The following is a 16,603-nucleotide window of genomic DNA, read 5'->3' as shown; positions in this document are numbered from 1 at the left end:
TTAGGAACTGTAAGCCAGCGTTTGTAAAAAGTCTAAATTCAAACTTCATATAAATGACATGCAGTAAAATGTCCTGGTTTTACTTCTTGCCACTTTGGCTCAACTTTTGAACATATCTCCATCGCAACTGGACAGCGAGTACGGAAAACGCAACCGCTCGGAGGTGCAATTGGACTCGGTACATCTCCTTTTAAGACAATACGTTCCCGTTTTACTTCGGGGTCCGGAATAGGAACTGCTGATAGCAATGCTTGTGTATAAGGATGCAAAGGTTCATCATATAAGCTTTCACTGTCAGTTAATTCGACCATTTTCCCAAGATACATGACGAGAATACGATCGGAAATATATTTTACCATCGATAAATCATGAGCAATGAATAAATAGGTTAGCCCCATCTTCTCTTGCAGTTCTTTCAGTAAATTGACAACTTGCGCCTGAATGGAAACATCAAGAGCAGAAATTGGCTCATCACAAACTATGAATTTTGGATCTAATGCGAGAGCACGGGCAATGCCTATCCGTTGCCGTTGTCCTCCACTGAATTCATGAGGAAAGCGGCTCATATGATCTGGATTTAAGCCTACTAACTTCAATAACTCCTTAATGCGTTCTTTTCTCTTTTTTCCACTTAAAGTTCGGTGAATGGCAAAAGGTTCTCCAATTATTTCTTCAACCGTCATCCTTGGGTTTAAGGAGGCATATGGATCTTGGAAAATCATCTGAATTTCTCGGCGAATTTTGACCATTTCCCTATGCTTATTTGAGAAAATATTTTTCCCATTATATAAAACTTCACCTTCAGTCGGTTCGTATAAACGGATAATCGTTCTACCGGCAGTTGACTTTCCACAGCCACTTTCGCCAACTAATCCAACCGTTTCCCCAGGAAAAATATCTAGTGTTAATCCGTCAACCGCCTTTAATTTATGACGGTCGATAGAAAAGTATTTCTTTAATTCTTTTATTTGAATTAGAGGAGTCTTAGATTCATAACCTTTTCTGTTATTATTTTCAGTTAATTGTATTGGCATTTGCCTCCCCCTTTCCAGCCACTTTCTTTGCCATTGGATGATGGAGCCAGCAAGCCGCAAAATGGCCAGGATTTACCTCTTCAAGTTCCGGGCTATGATTTTTACAAATACTCATCGCATATTCACATCGTGCAAAAAACGGACACCCTTTCGGAGGATCGATTAAATCCGGAGGAGTTCCAATGATTGGAGCTAAAGGTTGTTTCCTATCCATATTTAGTTTTGGAACAGATTTTAGCAATCCTTCTGTATAAGGGTGCTGCGGCTTTCTATACAAGTCCTTAACTGTAGCCGTTTCCACCACTTGTCCTGCATACATGACGACTACCCTTTCACAGATTTCAGCTACTACCCCAAGATCGTGTGTAATCAATATAATGGATGTCCCGGTCTTTTGCTGTATATCTTTCATAAGATCCAATATTTGTGCCTGAATCGTCACATCGAGAGCAGTTGTTGGTTCATCTGCAATTAATAACCGCGGATTACATGCCAAAGCCATCGCAATCATCGCTCTCTGCCTCATACCACCTGAATATTCATGAGGATATTGATGAATCCTTTTTGATGGTTGGGGGATTCCTACAAGTTCTAACATATTTAAAGCTTTATTAAAAGCTTCTTTTCTACTAATCTTATTATGGCGTAAAATAGCTTCAATAATTTGATTTCCAACTTTACTCGTTGGATTTAGGGAAGTCATTGGATCTTGAAAAATCATACTAATTTGCTTCCCGCGAATTCTTTGCATCTCTTTCTCAGAGCTTTCCAATATGTTTCTACCATTAAGTTGGATTGACCCTTGTTTATAACGAACGGAATTATTCGGTAAAAGCTTCATAATTGATTTAGCAGTCACACTTTTTCCACAGCCAGATTCACCTACAATTCCAATGGTTTCCCCTTCTTTAATGTCAAAGTTGACTCCACGAACCGCCTTAACTTCACCAGCATATGTTTGAAAAGATACGTGTAAATCTTTTACTTCTAATATTTTTTCCATATCCATTTAACCCCTCTCTAATTCCGTAATCTCGGATCGAGGGCATCACGCAATCCGTCGCCGAACACATTAAATGCCAACATCGTGAGTGAGATTAGAATGGCCGGAATATATAGTTGATACAAATTTCCTATATGAATGCTTCCGAGAGCATCATTAACAAGGGTTCCCCAGCTTGCTTGAGGGGGCTGTACACCCAAACCAAGATAGCTCAATGTAGCTTCTGCAAAAATAGCCGTCGGAACAGTAAGAGTAAGGTTTACAAGGATTGGGCCAAGTGTGTTTGGAATCATATGTTTCCTTAAAATCCAGCTTATACTCGCCCCCATTGCATTAGCTGCATGAACAAACTCCAATTCTTTTAGTTGCAATACTTGTCCACGAACAAGCCGCGCTGTTGGGATCCATCCTGTAATCGTCATTGCAATGATGATTGGCCAAATCCCTCTATTCATCGCAATCATAACCAAAATAACCATTAATAAATATGGAATCGCATACAATACTTCCCCAATCCGCATCATGATATTATCAGTGCGGCCACCCTTTATTGCAGAAATTCCTCCATACAGGACTCCAATGACAAAATCAATCAATGCTGCCATAAATCCTATAAATAATGAAATTCTTGCTCCATACCACGCTCTCGTAAATAAATCACGACCGGAAGTATCCGTACCAAACCAATGCTCAGCATTCGGCTTGAGATTTTTTTTCGTAAAATCTTGTTCATAGTAGGAATATCCATTTAAATATGGGCCGATGATTGCCATAATGAGAAATAAAATAATAATGACAAGTCCAAACATTGCAAGTTTATTTGTTTTTAACCTGCGCCAAACATCAGCCCAGTAAGATATGGACGGACGGGATATTTTTTCGGCTTCTTTAAAATTATCAGTGACTGGTTGAAACATATCTTCTGTTAACTTCATTTGTTTTTCCATCAGATGTTCTCCTTTGCGACCTTTATTCTAGGATCAATCCACGTATAAGCTACATCAACAACAAAGATTAAGAATATCAAAATAGCACTATAGAAAACGGTTGACCCTAAAATGACAGAATAGTCACGATTGAAGATACTTTTAACAAACATTTCTCCCATTCCAGGAATTCCAAAAATATGCTCAATAATGAAACTTCCTGTAACGAGATTCGCAGTCGTAATACCTAGTACTGTTACAACTGGAAGGATAGCATTCCTAATTGCATGTTTAATAATGATCATACTTCTTCCAAGACCTTTCGCCTTAGCAGTCAACATGTAATCTTGGTTCATGACCTCCAACATGCTCGACCTCATAAGTCTTGCAAGATAAGCTGTAGGCAACATCGCCAAAGAAATGGATGGTAAAACGGTATGTGCCCATGATTTCCATGTTGCGACTGGTAGGACCTTTAAATAAACTGCAAAATATTGAATAAGAAAAGTGGCAAGAATAAAGCTAGGAACAGATATTCCGAGAATAGCAATGACCATCGAAAGGTAATCCGGCCAACGATTATGATATAAAGCGGCAATGACACCTAATATTAAACCAAACGTTATAGCAATAATAAGCGCTTGCAGCCCAAGATGAAGAGAGACTGGAAATCCTTTCTTGATATAGTCATTGACTGTCAAAGTCTTAGATTTCATGGAAGGACCGAAGTCTAATTGAAGCAATGACTTTAAATATAATCCGTATTGGACAATTTCAGGTTTGTCTAGGTTATAGTGCTTCTGTAAATTATTATAAATAGCAGGCGGCATCGGACCTTCTTTAGCAAAAGGGTTTCCAGGAATGATTTTCATAATGATAAAAGTAATCGTGATAATAACCCATAATGTAATAATGGCCCATAATAAGCGCTTTAACGAATATTTCAGCATGTTAACACCTCTTTCCTTGAAGTACGTACACATGTAGGGTATATAAGACTTATGACTTAATTTATTTTGAGTTAATGAAAAAATGAGATTAATAGATTGCGGAAAAATGGTTAATTAAGAAGTGTAGTTTTATACTAATTCAGACCTTCAACTCAACCACTAAGGGCGGTCAATCAACGGTAGCGTTCCACAAATATTTTTCCGAATTTTGGATTTTATCCATCTTAGAAAAATCGGGGTATGCCACATGGACATACCCTTGATTTTTCATAAATTTGCCACATATCTTCACCTATTATTTTTCAATATCAGCATAAATGAACTGAGGGTAACGGTTAATTGGTGTAAAGATTCCTTTTACATGTGGCTTCACCATAAATGGTTTTGTATAGAAATAGATTGGAACGACTGGCATTCCTTCCATCAAGATTTGCTCTGCTTTGTGCATTGCTTCCATGCGTACTTTTTGATCCGTGGAAGTTTTAGCTATTTCGATTTGCTTATCATATTCAGGATTACCCCAGTTGGCATCATTGAATGGACCATCTGTTACCCATAGATCAACAAATGTCATTGGATCTACATAGTCACCAGACCAACCTGCACGTGAGATTTCATAATCTCCCGCTTTTTCACGGTCGAGCTTCACTTGGAACTCTACGTTTTCAAGCTCCACTGTAAAGTCAAGGTTTTTACGCCACATTTCTTGGACAGCTTCTGCAATTTTCTTATGACCATCGGACGTATTATAAAGAATTGTAAACTTAGGCATTTTCTTCATGCCTTCTTCAGCAAGCCCTTCAGCTAATAATTTCTTCGCTTCTTCTACATCTTCTTTAAAAAGGTCTCCTGAATTTTCTTGGAAATCACCACTGACATCATTGATTCCCGGTGGAATGATACCGAATGCAGGCTTTTGACCACCTTGAGCAACGTGCTCAGTAATTGTATTCCGTTCAATCGCCATTGCTAGAGCTTTTCTAACTTTTACGTTATTAAACGGTTTTACATTATTATTCAAGTTATAGTAATAGACTGAAAAGTCAGGGCCATTATTGAATTCAGGATTGCCGGAATCTACAAGCTGTCCTTGTACATCTTGTGGGAGCGGATAAGCGAGATCCAACTCGTCAGCTTGATACATTTGCCAAGCAGTGTCTTCATTATCAATAATGACAAACTGTACTTCGTCCAACTTAATTTTATCTTTATCATAATAATTTTCGTTTTTCTCTAATTTCATGCTTTCTTTATGGTTCCACTCAGTCAATTTAAATGCTCCGTTGGAAACGTAGCTAGAAGCTTCATGAGACCAATCAGGATTTGCTTCCTGTACTTTTTTGTTTACTGGATAGTAAGTATAGAAGGAAGTCAAATCAAGGAAATACGGTGTTGGTTGTGCTAATTTTACTTCTAGTGTTTTTTCGTCTACAGCTTTAACTCCAACCTTTGCTTCTAATTCCTCAAATTTTGACTCTTCTTCAGAGCTGTTATATTCCTCTGCTCCTTCAAGATAATAAAGCTGGTACGCATAATCGGAAGCGCTATCAGGGTTAAGCGCATATTTCCAAGCATATTCAAAATCTTCCGCAGTAACTGGATCACCATTCGACCATAGTATGCCGTCCTTTAAATGGAAAGTCCAAGTAAGATTATCATCACTGACATCCCATGTTTCAGCCATACCGTCAACTATTTCACCTTCAGGAGTTTTCTTAGTTAACCCCTCAAATGCATGCTCCAAAATCCAGGAGTCATGTGTACCTTGTGCGATTCCCGGATGTAAGGCACCAGGTTCTTCATTATTATTAAGATACAATATTTTTCTTTCCGCTGGAGCTTCTTCAGGTTCCTTTCCTTCCTCTGCTGTCTTCTCACCATCATCTTTTGGAGGAGAGGACGACGGTTCATCCGTTTGCCCACTGAAACAACCGCTAAGAACTAACATAAATACCAAAAGCAGTGAGAATAATGATAATCTTGAAGCTTTCAAATGTAATCCCCCTCATATATATTTTTTACGAAAAAACAAATCAATGAAGCTTTAGTAGAAATTTCCCCAGACTTTTATTTAGATTGTTTAATATTACCTATAACATTCTGGTATTTACTGAAAGCTTTAACTTAATTAGAAGCTTTTTTCCTGGCTAAGTACATTTCTAAGAAAATGGAAAACGCTTACAGAATTAAGTTTTAAGACCATATTCATATTATAATGGTACTATGCATTTAATTTGTAATTTTCGTATGTATCAAATATATCAAAATTTTTAATAACAAAACAACATTTATTTTATAAATCGAAATAATCATAGAACAATAGTGCTAGAATTTGTTATAAATTAATTTTTTTATTCGTTTATAGTGCTTATATCGAACTAATTTAGTTCCAAAAAGAGGAAAACCATTAACATAATAGTAGAAATACTTGCAAATCATTAGTATATTGCCGTCACTATCTTTAAAATTAAAGCCAGCATGGTCCTCGTGGTGAAAAATTGGTTCTACATCTACATGTTTTTCTATTAACTGCTTGTGTGCTTTGACAATATCCTCTGCTTTGAAAACAAAATTTGCTTTCTCCATCGGCTTAAACTCTTCAGTTTTAAAAAGATGCATCACATATTGTTCATCTACCTTTAATTCTACAAAGTCATTAAAATCATAATCACCCATTGCGAACCCAAGGTTTTCACAGTACCATTCACTTGCAAGCTCAAACAGCTACATAATTCATAACTCCTAATATATCTTTAGTAACTAATGGTCTCAAAACTACATCTCCTTCCTCAAAATGGTTTGAATTCCCATATTAGTAAAGTACATAATCTAAATAGCAAATCAAAAATGGCTCAGATTTACATTAGTAAGTACAAAAAAATCAAGTCATTCGTATTCGCAATGAAAAAGAATGAGCTTGATTTTCTTAAATGTTTCACTTGTCTTCATGTTTTTAATAAACGATTTTTTTATAGGATTTTACCTTAATTCGCAATATCTCTTTTCGTAAAAAACACAAATGCCATCGCATGAAAAATGACGAAGTAAATAATGATCATTAAGATTGAAAATGATAAGGTCATTCCGTCAACAAGAGGCACTCCATCTACATACTGCATTAAATTCGTATTAGCAAATAAACTATATTTTGCCCAATCAAATTTAGCAGCTAATAAGTTTGTAATAGTTCCTCCCATCAACAGTAAGAAGATAGAAATTCCGATTGCTAATCCACTATTTCTAAACACTGCGGAAATCATAAACGCCATTGTTGTAAGCAAGAAAACACTTAATGAGTTTAAAATATATGTTTTGATTAAATAGAGTAAAAGATTTTGTTCTACTACTGCCCCATTTACATAAGCTAGATGTACACTATCAGTTGTTCCTTTTCCAAATATGATTAATCCTAAAATGGAGACTGTTGCAAAAAGTATAGCAAGCATAGTCAGAAGGTACAGGACAGTCGTTATATACTTTGCCATCAATATTTTCCAACGCTTGTAAGGCTTGATTAATAATATTTTAATCGTTCCCCATGAAAATTCATGAGCGACTATTCCTGATGCAATAATGATTACTAGCAATCCTACAAAGCTAGTCAAACCAGAAGATTCCTTAATAAAATCCCATACGGAATATGAATCTTGGGGTGGTAAATTATGTTCAATCCGATATTCATTAATGGCAATTTCTTTAGAATAAAATTCTTTAAGTGATGGTGCAGCAAGTTCTACATCTGCCAGTTGTTTCTTATACTGCTCATTTTGAGCAATAAGCTCTTGTTTCCAATTTTCATTAGCTGGCTTCTCTTTAGACTCCACATACTTCGTAATTCCACCCGCTGCAATGATTACGAGAAGTAGAAACCCAATCATTATATACGTACTAACTTGTTTAAATATTTTAATCCATTCATTCTTTATGAGATTAAGCATTAACAGCGACCTCCCCGCCATTAGTAATTTCTAAGAATCTATCTTCTAGCGTTCTTGTTTGTCCTTTCACTTCATAAATAAGGAAATCGTTATGAACAAGAAGATTAATAACATTTGGCACTTGTTCTTTTTTTAGTAGTAACCCGATTCCTTCTCCATTCACTTTTGGAGCATATCCTTGCTTATCTAATAAACTTAAAGCTTGTTTTCTGTTATTTATAATGAAAACATATTCTCTTTCGTTTGTATTTTTTTCCTCACGCACATGCTGAACATTTATTAGTTTCCCTTTTTGGATAATGGCAATTCGATCACACATCATTTCCATCTCAGAAAGTAAATGGCTAGAGACGATAACGGACATTCCTTTATCTCTTGCAAGACTACGTAAATAATCACGAATCTCCCTTATCCCCGCTGGATCCAATCCATTCGTCGGCTCATCTAAAATTAAAATTTTTGGATCATGCAAAAGACTTTGTGCAATACCTAAACGTTGTCTCATTCCTAGAGAGTATGTTTTTACCTTTTCATGAATGCGATCTTTTAACCCTACTAGTTCTACTACCTCATCAATTTTTTCTTTCGTTATTCCTTTTATTAAACGAGCGACTTGCTCTAAGTTTTGATAGCCAGTAAGAAATTTATATAGCTCCGGGTTTTCCACGATTGCACCGACATGCTTAATAGAACTTTCGAAATCTTTTTTTACATTTTTTCCACAGATGACGATTTCACCCGATGTAATGCCAATCAATCCAACCATCATTCGAATCGTCGTTGTTTTCCCTGCACCATTTGGACCAAGAAACCCAAATACTTCGCCTTCCATTACTGTAAAGCTCAAATCATCAATTATTTTTTTTCCACGAATTGTTTTCGTTACGTTTTTTAATTCTACAACTGTTTTCACTTTAATCACTCTCCTCGTTACCCATAATTGATTTAAACCATTCAAGGACAGAATAGCCTTGTTCCTCCCGTAAGCTTTCCACATTTTCATGCCCAATAATATGACCATTATAAATAGCAAACACTTCATCCATAATTGGTTCAATTTCATCTATCTCATGTGTCGCTATTATGACTGTTTGTTCGTTAAAATCGATGTAAGTCAATAGACTTTTAATAATAGAGTCTCGTACCATCGCATCTAATCCTGAAAAAGGTTCATCGAGTAAAACAATCGGTGTTTCACGTGCCAATGTTAAAACGAGCTTTAACCTACCACGATTTCCTTTTGATAGTTGCTTAATTTTCTTCTTTCCATCCAGTTTCATATCTACTAAAAGCATCGCTGCCTTCTCAGGATTGAAGTCAGGAAATTGAGTTTTAAAAAAGCTCACCATTTTATCTACAGTAAGTGAATCGTAAAACATATCCAGTTCAGTTAAATAAGCTACCTTCCTGCTTATTCTTCTTGTCACTTCTTCACCAAGAACGGTCACCGCCCCACTACTTGGGTATACAAGCCCCGCAATCAGTTTTAAAGTAGTTGATTTTCCACTTCCGTTAGGACCTAGCAATCCGTAAATTTTTCCAGCTTGAAGCTGGAGGGTTACATTATCCAAAGCCTTTTCCGAACCATACTTCTTCGTTACTTGATTAAATTGGATCGCCATTCGTATCCCCCTCACTTAAAAATGATTGCAATCCATGTATCATCTCTTCTTTAGAAAATCCAAGCTCTTCCATGCTTTTCACGAACTGAGTAATAATTTCCTTTTGCATTGTCAGTAGTAACTCCTCCACAATACTATCTCTTTCTAAGACAAAAGTTCCTTGACCTCGTTTCGTTTCCACTACTCCCATCCTCTCCATTTCTGTATACGAACGTTGAATGGTATTTGGGTTAACACCTAATTGAATTGCCATTTCACGTACAGATGACAATTTGTCTCCTGGTTTTATTTCTTTACGGACAATCTTTTGAAAAATATGATCTGCAATCTGCAAATATATTGGTTTTGAAGCTTCGAAATCTGCTGCCATTCCCATCACACCTCCACTTTTTTATCAAGAAGTCGACTTGCAATAAGGAAAAGCGCAATTGCGAAAATGATGTACATTATTATTGGAACGATAGGAACAGGTACATCTGTATAAACAATCGTCCATCCATTTCCCTTCGCATATTCCATTGAAGGGGCAACATTTACATTAGCTGAAAAAGAGAATAAATTATTTTGCAGCACTTTGAGTTTTACTAATTGCGCTTCAACAAATCCAAAGGCTATCCAAATTAATAACACTACTAGCCATCGGAAGTTTTTCAAAGCCGGGATTTTTCCAAGAGAATGATAAATCGTCCAAAGAAAAATAATCCAGTTTGTCATATACAAGGATGTAGAGAAAAGGGCGATATGAAAAAAAGCTCCCTGTTCAAAAGGCAGAAAATCGCTATACGTAGTGATCAATCCTTTTTTAAGAAGAAACTGCATAAGAATCAATCCATATACAACAAGCAATAATTGCGAAATAAATTGTAATAAAGCGGCAGAACTTAATTTTGCTAGCAATAATTTTTTACTGCTTTGTGGATTATAGAGCCATAATTGTGTTTTTCCTTCGACGTTTAATACATGCAAAATCATGATTGGCATTAAAAACAAATGCATGCTCATCAAACCGATATAAATCGGAACGACAATGCTCGGTTCATTCCAGTAATCTTGCATAAAATATCCACCCACAATGCAAATGAGTGAGAAAATAAGCCATGTAATATACCAAAATCTCATTAAGAGCATATCTTTTTTCATTAGTCCCCAAAAAGCGGTCATCATGCGCACCTCCATAAGTTATGTATTAGTGTACTAACCAAATAGTACACTAATACATAATGACACGTCAAGCGGGTTTTTACATAAATGTAAATAATCTCCTTTCTTCAACAGGACAGACACAGAAAAATTCTCCTTAAAATGAAAGGCAAAACGTGATTATTGATATGCACTCCAGGCGCTTTGCTTTCCTTGAGGCTGAAAAGCTCAAGGCCTTTGATTAAGGGCGACAAGCAAATGATCTAAACCTGGAAGTTGTTCATTTACTTCTTAGGTTGCTGGTTTTTGACTTCGATCCCCTAGGGCCTGCAGCTTTACTTTGTACGGAGAACTCCTCGAAGCTGGATTTACGCTGCCTCGTACTCCTCAGGATTCTTCTCGCCTTCCGTTCTAATCAACAGTGAAAAATGATAAGTACTAAATTTTCACGCTATCTAAGCAAAAATAGGTTCAATACTTACATTTATTTCTTTAGGACGATTTTATCCATCATATTAGTTATCAAGGACAGACCCTTAGCTTTCAAGATAGATTCTGTCGATCACAGTGGTTATATTGGACAATTTCTTAGTCTTCACGACGATTTTGTCCATCATAGCTCTTATATTGGACAGTTCCTTAGCTTTCATGATGGATTTGTCCATTATAGAACCTATATTGGACAATCCCTTAGCTTTCACGATGGATTTGTCCATCATAGAGCCTATATTGGACAATTCTTTAGCTTTCACGATGGATTTGTCCATCATAGAGCCTATATTGGACAATCCCTTAGCGGTCACGACAATTTTGTCCATGATAACACCAATATTGGACAATCCCTTAGCCTTCATGTTGATTTAGTCCACCATATTGGCTGCTATAGTACAAATCTCCATTCAACAGGACGATTTCTGCAAAAAAAAAACGCATCGCTGCGTTTATCATCTTGATACAAATGGATTGTCTTTAATCCAGAAGCGCCACGGATAATCGCGGGCCTCTCCTGTATTGTCTATGCCGATTCGTTTTCCTTCCGTAATTTCTTCAGGTATGATCCCTGGCGCAATATAAAGCGGGCGCTCAAATAAGGGATGACCATAATCCTCCATAGTGATTCCCATTGCCTTCGTGAGCTTTCCCGGTCCATTCGTTAGATTCTTCATCTTGTCTACATGTCTGCGCATATTCATTAAATCTATACCCGTGTGCGGCTCCAACGCCCTAATTAATACAGCATGTGGCTCATCAATACCTGCACTCACCACATTTATAAGGCAATGGGTATGCATCGTATATGTATAAACATGTCCAGCCTTCCCATACATAATCTCAGTACGTTTTGTCCTTCTATTATTGAAGCTATGAGCTGCTCGGTCGTGTGGTCCCATATATGCTTCCGTTTCAACGATATAGCCGGACGTTATGCCTTCTTCGGCTTCTTTCACTAGGAGGCAGCCAAGAAGAGCCTTTGCCAATTCAAGTGTAGGCATCTGATAAAATTTCTCATCTAAAGGATCCATCTATATCACCCCATTCTATTGCGATTCAAGTGCGGATTCAAAGAATTCATCAACCCTTTTTATATATTCATCTGAGTTTTGTTTATATGATTCTACATGTCCATCACCATCAGTTAACCAAAACGAAAATGACTCTGGATACTTCTGTACCATCTTTTCACTTTCTGAATAAGGAATCAAATCATCTCCACTATTATGAATAAAAAGCACAGGTCGATTTGCTAATTTATTCAACAGATTGATGGGACTGGCATCGTATAAATCTAAGTTTGTCATGAGTGGAATTATTGTTAAAATTAATGGTGTAAACGGAAAACTAGGAAGATCTGACCATTTCGTCATATTTTCCTTTAGATAATCATGTAAATCACTGAAGGGACTATCTGCCACGACTGCGATTACATCCTTAGATTCTGCCCCAGCCAAAAGAGAAGTCGAGGCCCCCATTGAAACACCAAGCAACCCAATTGGTTCTTTATAGTTGTTTTTTGTCCAATTTATTACTCCTAGCAAATCTAATTTTTCCTTTATTCCAATTGTAGTCATATCCCCCTCAGAATTTCCAGAATGGCGAAAATCAAAGGTAATGATTCTATATCCTTTTTTAATAAGCACATCTGCAAGTGAAAAAAATGGCATTCCTTCTTCAATGCGATTTTCTCCATAGCCATGCGCAAAAATAAGATTCATTTTAGGCTGCACCTCTGGATCTAAAACCCAGCCCGAGAGCTTTGTTTCTCCATCTTCACTTAAAATTTTTATATCTTGATAATTAAATCCAATATCACTAGGTGAAACATCAATTGTTTTTTTATCTGGTCTTAATAAGTTCAATCCTGTATAGGCCGAGATGGCGGAACATACAATCAAAGTTAATGCAATTATGATACTTATAATGATAATAGTTAATTTTGTTATACTCATTTTTTTTACAGAATGTTTAACCTCTGAAACACTCATCTTTTCGACCTTCTTTCATCTATTTATAACATTTAAAAAAATGAATCTATTTAAATAGTAATGCAACCATTTTTAACGTACAATTATCAGTAAAAATATCTTGACATGCGGCTTTAAAATGTCTACTATATGGAGACAAATGTTTTTTCTGAAGAGACACAAAAGGGGTGAGGACAAAATGAAAAACTACATTTCTATTGGTTTGCTGGGTTTGGGGACAGTTGGGAGTGGAGTTGTTCAACTAATTAAAAATCATCAAGAGGAACTTGTCCATCAAGTTGGCTGTGAAGTAAAAGTAAAAAGCATTCTTGTTCGAGACGTAGAAAAAGAACGAGATATCCAAATTGGGCAAACACACCTCACCACTGATCCAAATGAACTTTTAAAAGATCCAGAAATTGATATTGTCATTGAAGTTATCGGTGGTATTGAAGAAGCCCGTGAACATATTATTCAAGCTTTAGAAGCCAAAAAACATGTTGTAACAGCGAATAAAGACTTGATTGCATTATACGGGCCGGAATTACAGCAAAAAGCATTAGAAAATAATTGCGACTTATTTTACGAAGCTAGTGTTGCCGGCGGTATTCCCATCTTAAGAGGATTGTCAGATGGACTTGTTTCTGACCGTATTCAAAAATTAATGGGGATTGTGAACGGTACAACTAATTATATTTTAACTAAGATGGACGAAGACGGTCTTTCTTATGAAACTGCTCTAAAAGAGGCACAAGACCTTGGCTTTGCAGAATCTGATCCTACATCTGATGTAGAAGGTTTAGACGCTGCCCGAAAAATGGCCATTTTAGCAAGACTTGCCTTTTTCACAAATGTAAATCTTGAAGATGTTGAAGTTTCCGGTATCAGCAATGTTTCTGTTGAAGATTTAAATTACGGAAAAAAATTAGGCTATGTCATGAAATTAATTGGGTATGCCCATATGGAAAATCAACAATTAGAAGTAAATGTTCAGCCTACTTTTTTATCAAAAAGCCATCCGCTCGCTGCAGTTAAAAATGAATATAATGCCATTTACGTAAATGGTGAAGCAGTTGGAGAAACTATGTTTTATGGTCCAGGTGCTGGAAGCCTTCCAACTGCAACTGCGGTGATGTCCGATGTAGTTGCTGTCATTAAAAACATGAGACTAGGAGTAAATGGAAAAAGCTTTATTAAGCCTCGCTTTGAAAGAGTGTTAAAAACTCCCGCTCAACGCTTTGGTCAATATTATTTCCGCCTCCATTTGAAAGATCAAGTCGGAGCTTTCTCAAAGATTACTACACTATTTAATGAATTGGACATTAGCTTTGAAAAAATACTTCAAACACCTATTAGCAAGAATGAACTTGCTGAAATTATTATCGTTACACATAATGTTTCCATGGAACGTTTTGAAAGAGCGCTCATGGAATTAAGAGATTTAAGTGTAGTAGAAGAAGTCATCAGCTACTACCGTGTAGAAGGAGATGCAAAAAAATGAATTGGCCGGGATTAATTGCAAAATATAAAGAATTTTTACCTGTAACAGATGAAACACCGGCATTAACGCTTCAAGAGGGAAATACCCCATTGGTACATCTCTCAAACTTATCCAATCAGCTTGGAATTGAACTTTATGCAAAAATTGAAGGTGCAAATCCAACAGGATCTTTTAAAGACCGCGGAATGGTCATGGCTGTTGCAAAAGCAGTTGAAGCTGGAAGCAAATCGATTATTTGTGCTTCCACAGGAAATACATCTGCTGCCGCTGCCGCATACGCTGCAAAAGCAGGCATAAGGGCGATCATAGTCATTCCAAATGGTAAAGTGGCACTTGGAAAGCTTGCACAAGCAATGATGTATGGTGCTGAAATAGTGGAAATTGAAGGGAATTTTGACGAAGCTTTAAATATGGTTCGCAAAGTTAGTGAAACAACTGCAGTAACACTTGTTAATTCCGTGAATCCATACCGTCTTGAAGGTCAGAAAACTGCTGCATTTGAGGTTTGCGATCAACTAGGTGGTGCACCTGATATTCTAGCGATCCCTGTAGGTAACGCTGGAAATATTAGTGCTTATTGGAAAGGATTCAAAGAATACAATGAAGTTAAGCTGTCAGGACTTCCAAAAATGTATGGATTTGAAGCTGAAGGAGCTGCTGCCATCGTAAAAGGCGAACCAATCGCTGAACCTGAAACCGTCGCAACTGCTATCAGAATCGGAAACCCGGCAAGCTGGAATCTTGCTGAGGCTGCGCGCGATGAATCAGGTGGAATGATTGAATCCGTTACAGATGCTGAAATTCTTGAAGCTTTCAAGCTTATCGCTAGAACAGAAGGAGTATTTGCAGAGCCAGCATCTTGCGCTTCCATCGCAGGAGTTTTACAACAATTGAAAGCTGGAAATATTCCAAGAGGAAGTAAAGTTGTCGCAGTATTGACAGGAAACGGACTAAAGGATCCACAAACGGCTATTTCAGAAATTAATATTGAGACTGTCGTTCTTCCAAACGACGAAAATACCGTTTTAGAATATATCGAAGGTGTTGTAACTGCATGAGTATGTTCAGCATCACTGTACCAGCAAGTACGGCGAATCTAGGTCCTGGATTCGATTCTGCTGGTCTAGCATTAAATCTATACTTAACCCTACATGTTGAAAAATCAGAGCATTGGGAATTTGTACATGAATCTGTACATCTTCCTCCTGCTCCTGATGCAAGTGAGCATTTAATTTATAAAACGGCCGAGCGGACGGCAAACTTATATCATTCTACACTACCGCCATGTAAAGTCATTATGGAAAGTGATATCCCATTAGCTCGAGGACTTGGCAGCAGTGCATCTGCAATTATTGCTGGGATAGAACTAGCTAACCAATTATGTGAACTTTCACTTTCTATTGAAGAAAAATTAAGGATTGCAACCGATATTGAAGGCCATCCTGATAACGTTGCTGCTTCCCTTTACGGAGGTTTAGTCATTACGTCGCAACTACCAAATGGAGATATTGAGGTTTTTAAAAAGACTGACGCGGAACTAGATTTTATCGTCTATATTCCAGTCGTTGAATTAAAAACAGAGGATGCCCGTAAAGTTCTTCCCGAGCAATTTACTCGAAACGAGGCGGCTAAAGCAAGTGCGGTCGGAAATGTAATGATTGCTGCTCTAGTTTCCGGAAATTACGAGCTCGCGGGAAAAATGATGGAGGAAGATCTTTTCCATGAACCGTATCGCTCTTCCCTCATTCCAAACTACTCGGAAATTCGTGAAGAAGCGAAAATTGCGGGGGCTTTCGGGACTGTCATTAGCGGTGCTGGGCCTACAATGATTTCTTTTACTTCTAAAGGTAAAGGGCAAGAGGTTGCAGCACAACTTCAGAACTTGCTTTCATCCCATCAAGTCAGTGTATTAAAAATGGATTCAGATGGAAGTAGCGTAAATCTCGATGTTAACAATTTCAAAGCCTTTGGCATTTAGCCTGGGCTTTTTTTATATACTCGCATTTTTGCTTTCTACATATATTTCA

At 37.1% G+C, this 16,603-nt stretch carries 17 protein-coding genes; 3 read left to right on the top strand and 14 right to left on the bottom strand.

Going from position 1 to position 16,603, the window contains the following annotated elements; translation table 11 throughout:
* Nucleotides 1-38: 38 nt before the first annotated feature.
* The 14 genes from KHA93_RS01215 to KHA93_RS01150 all read right to left on the bottom strand — a co-directional run bounded on the left by KHA93_RS01215 (nt 39) and on the right by KHA93_RS01150 (nt 13,096).
* Nucleotides 39-1,034, bottom strand: a complete 996-nt coding sequence (locus KHA93_RS01215; protein ID WP_213109054.1) for an ABC transporter ATP-binding protein — start codon at nt 1,032-1,034, stop codon at nt 39-41.
* Nucleotides 1,015-2,037, bottom strand: coding sequence for an ABC transporter ATP-binding protein (locus KHA93_RS01210; RefSeq protein ID WP_213109053.1), 1,023 nt, complete (start codon nt 2,035-2,037; stop codon nt 1,015-1,017). The genes KHA93_RS01215 and KHA93_RS01210 overlap by 20 nt, the downstream gene beginning before the upstream one ends.
* A gap of 17 nt (nt 2,038-2,054) precedes the next feature.
* Entirely contained in the window at nt 2,055-2,984 is a 930-nt protein-coding gene (locus KHA93_RS01205; protein ID WP_213109052.1) for an ABC transporter permease, read from the bottom strand.
* A complete protein-coding gene (locus KHA93_RS01200; RefSeq protein ID WP_213109051.1) occupies nt 2,984-3,913 on the bottom strand; it encodes an ABC transporter permease in 930 nt (309 codons plus the stop codon). Before KHA93_RS01200 ends, KHA93_RS01205 begins: the two co-directional genes overlap by 1 nt.
* Before the next feature lie 295 nt (nt 3,914-4,208).
* The gene (locus tag KHA93_RS01195; RefSeq protein WP_213109050.1) at nt 4,209-5,906 is read right to left on the bottom strand and encodes a peptide ABC transporter substrate-binding protein; all 1,698 of its coding nucleotides are present in this window, start codon (nt 5,904-5,906) and stop codon (nt 4,209-4,211) included.
* Between the two features lie 332 nt (nt 5,907-6,238).
* Nucleotides 6,239-6,637 carry a VOC family protein gene (locus KHA93_RS01190; protein ID WP_349772337.1) on the bottom strand — a complete coding sequence of 133 codons (399 nt, stop codon included), beginning with the start codon at nt 6,635-6,637 and terminating at the stop codon, nt 6,239-6,241.
* A 260-nt stretch (nt 6,638-6,897) separates the two neighbouring features.
* Nucleotides 6,898-7,851 (bottom strand): ABC transporter permease, encoded by a 954-nt coding sequence (locus KHA93_RS01185; protein WP_213109048.1) that lies wholly within the window; start codon nt 7,849-7,851, stop codon nt 6,898-6,900.
* Entirely contained in the window at nt 7,844-8,764 is a 921-nt protein-coding gene (locus KHA93_RS01180) for an ABC transporter ATP-binding protein (RefSeq protein ID WP_213109047.1), read from the bottom strand. The genes KHA93_RS01185 and KHA93_RS01180 overlap by 8 nt, the downstream gene beginning before the upstream one ends.
* Before the next feature lies 1 nt (nt 8,765).
* Nucleotides 8,766-9,473 (bottom strand): ABC transporter ATP-binding protein, encoded by a 708-nt coding sequence (locus KHA93_RS01175; protein WP_213109046.1) that lies wholly within the window; start codon nt 9,471-9,473, stop codon nt 8,766-8,768.
* Nucleotides 9,457-9,843, bottom strand: a complete 387-nt coding sequence (locus tag KHA93_RS01170) for a GntR family transcriptional regulator (RefSeq protein WP_213109045.1) — start codon at nt 9,841-9,843, stop codon at nt 9,457-9,459. Before KHA93_RS01170 ends, KHA93_RS01175 begins: the two co-directional genes overlap by 17 nt.
* A gap of 5 nt (nt 9,844-9,848) precedes the next feature.
* Nucleotides 9,849-10,637 carry a hypothetical protein gene (locus KHA93_RS01165; RefSeq protein WP_213109044.1) on the bottom strand — a complete coding sequence of 263 codons (789 nt, stop codon included), beginning with the start codon at nt 10,635-10,637 and terminating at the stop codon, nt 9,849-9,851.
* A gap of 512 nt (nt 10,638-11,149) precedes the next feature.
* Nucleotides 11,150-11,467: a hypothetical protein gene (locus tag KHA93_RS01160; RefSeq protein ID WP_213109043.1), complete on the bottom strand. Its 318-nt coding sequence runs from the start codon at nt 11,465-11,467 to the stop codon at nt 11,150-11,152.
* A gap of 90 nt (nt 11,468-11,557) precedes the next feature.
* Nucleotides 11,558-12,136 (bottom strand): DNA-3-methyladenine glycosylase, encoded by a 579-nt coding sequence (locus KHA93_RS01155; protein WP_213109042.1) that lies wholly within the window; start codon nt 12,134-12,136, stop codon nt 11,558-11,560.
* 15 nt (nt 12,137-12,151) lie between these two features.
* Nucleotides 12,152-13,096 (bottom strand): alpha/beta hydrolase, encoded by a 945-nt coding sequence (locus tag KHA93_RS01150; RefSeq protein ID WP_233711010.1) that lies wholly within the window; start codon nt 13,094-13,096, stop codon nt 12,152-12,154.
* A gap of 178 nt (nt 13,097-13,274) precedes the next feature.
* Between KHA93_RS01150 and KHA93_RS01145 the strand changes: the two genes are divergently transcribed.
* From KHA93_RS01145 to thrB, 3 genes are read left to right on the top strand one after another with little or no spacing between them, the layout of a single operon-like run.
* Nucleotides 13,275-14,576, top strand: a complete 1,302-nt coding sequence (locus KHA93_RS01145) for a homoserine dehydrogenase (protein WP_213109041.1) — start codon at nt 13,275-13,277, stop codon at nt 14,574-14,576.
* The gene (gene thrC, locus KHA93_RS01140) at nt 14,573-15,634 is read left to right on the top strand and encodes a threonine synthase (protein WP_213109040.1); all 1,062 of its coding nucleotides are present in this window, start codon (nt 14,573-14,575) and stop codon (nt 15,632-15,634) included. Before KHA93_RS01145 ends, thrC begins: the two co-directional genes overlap by 4 nt.
* Nucleotides 15,631-16,554 (top strand): homoserine kinase, encoded by a 924-nt coding sequence (thrB, locus tag KHA93_RS01135; protein ID WP_213109039.1) that lies wholly within the window; start codon nt 15,631-15,633, stop codon nt 16,552-16,554. Before thrC ends, thrB begins: the two co-directional genes overlap by 4 nt.
* Nucleotides 16,555-16,603 lie beyond the last annotated feature (49 nt).

This window comes from Lederbergia citrisecunda (genome assembly GCF_018343695.1).
GTDB classification, from domain to species: Bacteria; Bacillota; Bacilli; order Bacillales; family Bacillaceae_C; genus Lederbergia; species Lederbergia citrisecunda.
This window is presented reverse-complemented; position numbering and strand designations above follow the sequence as displayed.

Bases quoted from the DNA above. Each gene is read 5' to 3' on its own strand.
- KHA93_RS01215 (WP_213109054.1), bottom strand. From the start codon at position 1,034: ATGCCAATACAATTAACTGAAAATAATAACAGAAAAGGTTATGAATCT.
- KHA93_RS01210 (WP_213109053.1), bottom strand. From the start codon at position 2,037: ATGGAAAAAATATTAGAAGTAAAAGATTTACACGTATCTTTTCAAACA.
- KHA93_RS01205 (WP_213109052.1), bottom strand. From the start codon at position 2,984: ATGGAAAAACAAATGAAGTTAACAGAAGATATGTTTCAACCAGTCACT.
- KHA93_RS01200 (WP_213109051.1), bottom strand. From the start codon at position 3,913: ATGCTGAAATATTCGTTAAAGCGCTTATTATGGGCCATTATTACATTA.
- KHA93_RS01185 (WP_213109048.1), bottom strand. From the start codon at position 7,851: ATGCTTAATCTCATAAAGAATGAATGGATTAAAATATTTAAACAAGTT.
- KHA93_RS01175 (WP_213109046.1), bottom strand. From the start codon at position 9,473: ATGGCGATCCAATTTAATCAAGTAACGAAGAAGTATGGTTCGGAAAAG.
- KHA93_RS01170 (WP_213109045.1), bottom strand. From the start codon at position 9,843: ATGGCAGCAGATTTCGAAGCTTCAAAACCAATATATTTGCAGATTGCA.
- KHA93_RS01165 (WP_213109044.1), bottom strand. From the start codon at position 10,637: ATGATGACCGCTTTTTGGGGACTAATGAAAAAAGATATGCTCTTAATG.
- KHA93_RS01160 (WP_213109043.1), bottom strand. From the start codon at position 11,467: ATGAAGGCTAAGGGATTGTCCAATATTGGTGTTATCATGGACAAAATT.
- KHA93_RS01155 (WP_213109042.1), bottom strand. From the start codon at position 12,136: ATGGATCCTTTAGATGAGAAATTTTATCAGATGCCTACACTTGAATTG.
- KHA93_RS01150 (WP_233711010.1), bottom strand. From the start codon at position 13,096: ATGAGTGTTTCAGAGGTTAAACATTCTGTAAAAAAAATGAGTATAACA.
- KHA93_RS01145 (WP_213109041.1), top strand. From the start codon at position 13,275: ATGAAAAACTACATTTCTATTGGTTTGCTGGGTTTGGGGACAGTTGGG.
- thrC (WP_213109040.1), top strand. From the start codon at position 14,573: ATGAATTGGCCGGGATTAATTGCAAAATATAAAGAATTTTTACCTGTA.
- thrB (WP_213109039.1), top strand. From the start codon at position 15,631: ATGAGTATGTTCAGCATCACTGTACCAGCAAGTACGGCGAATCTAGGT.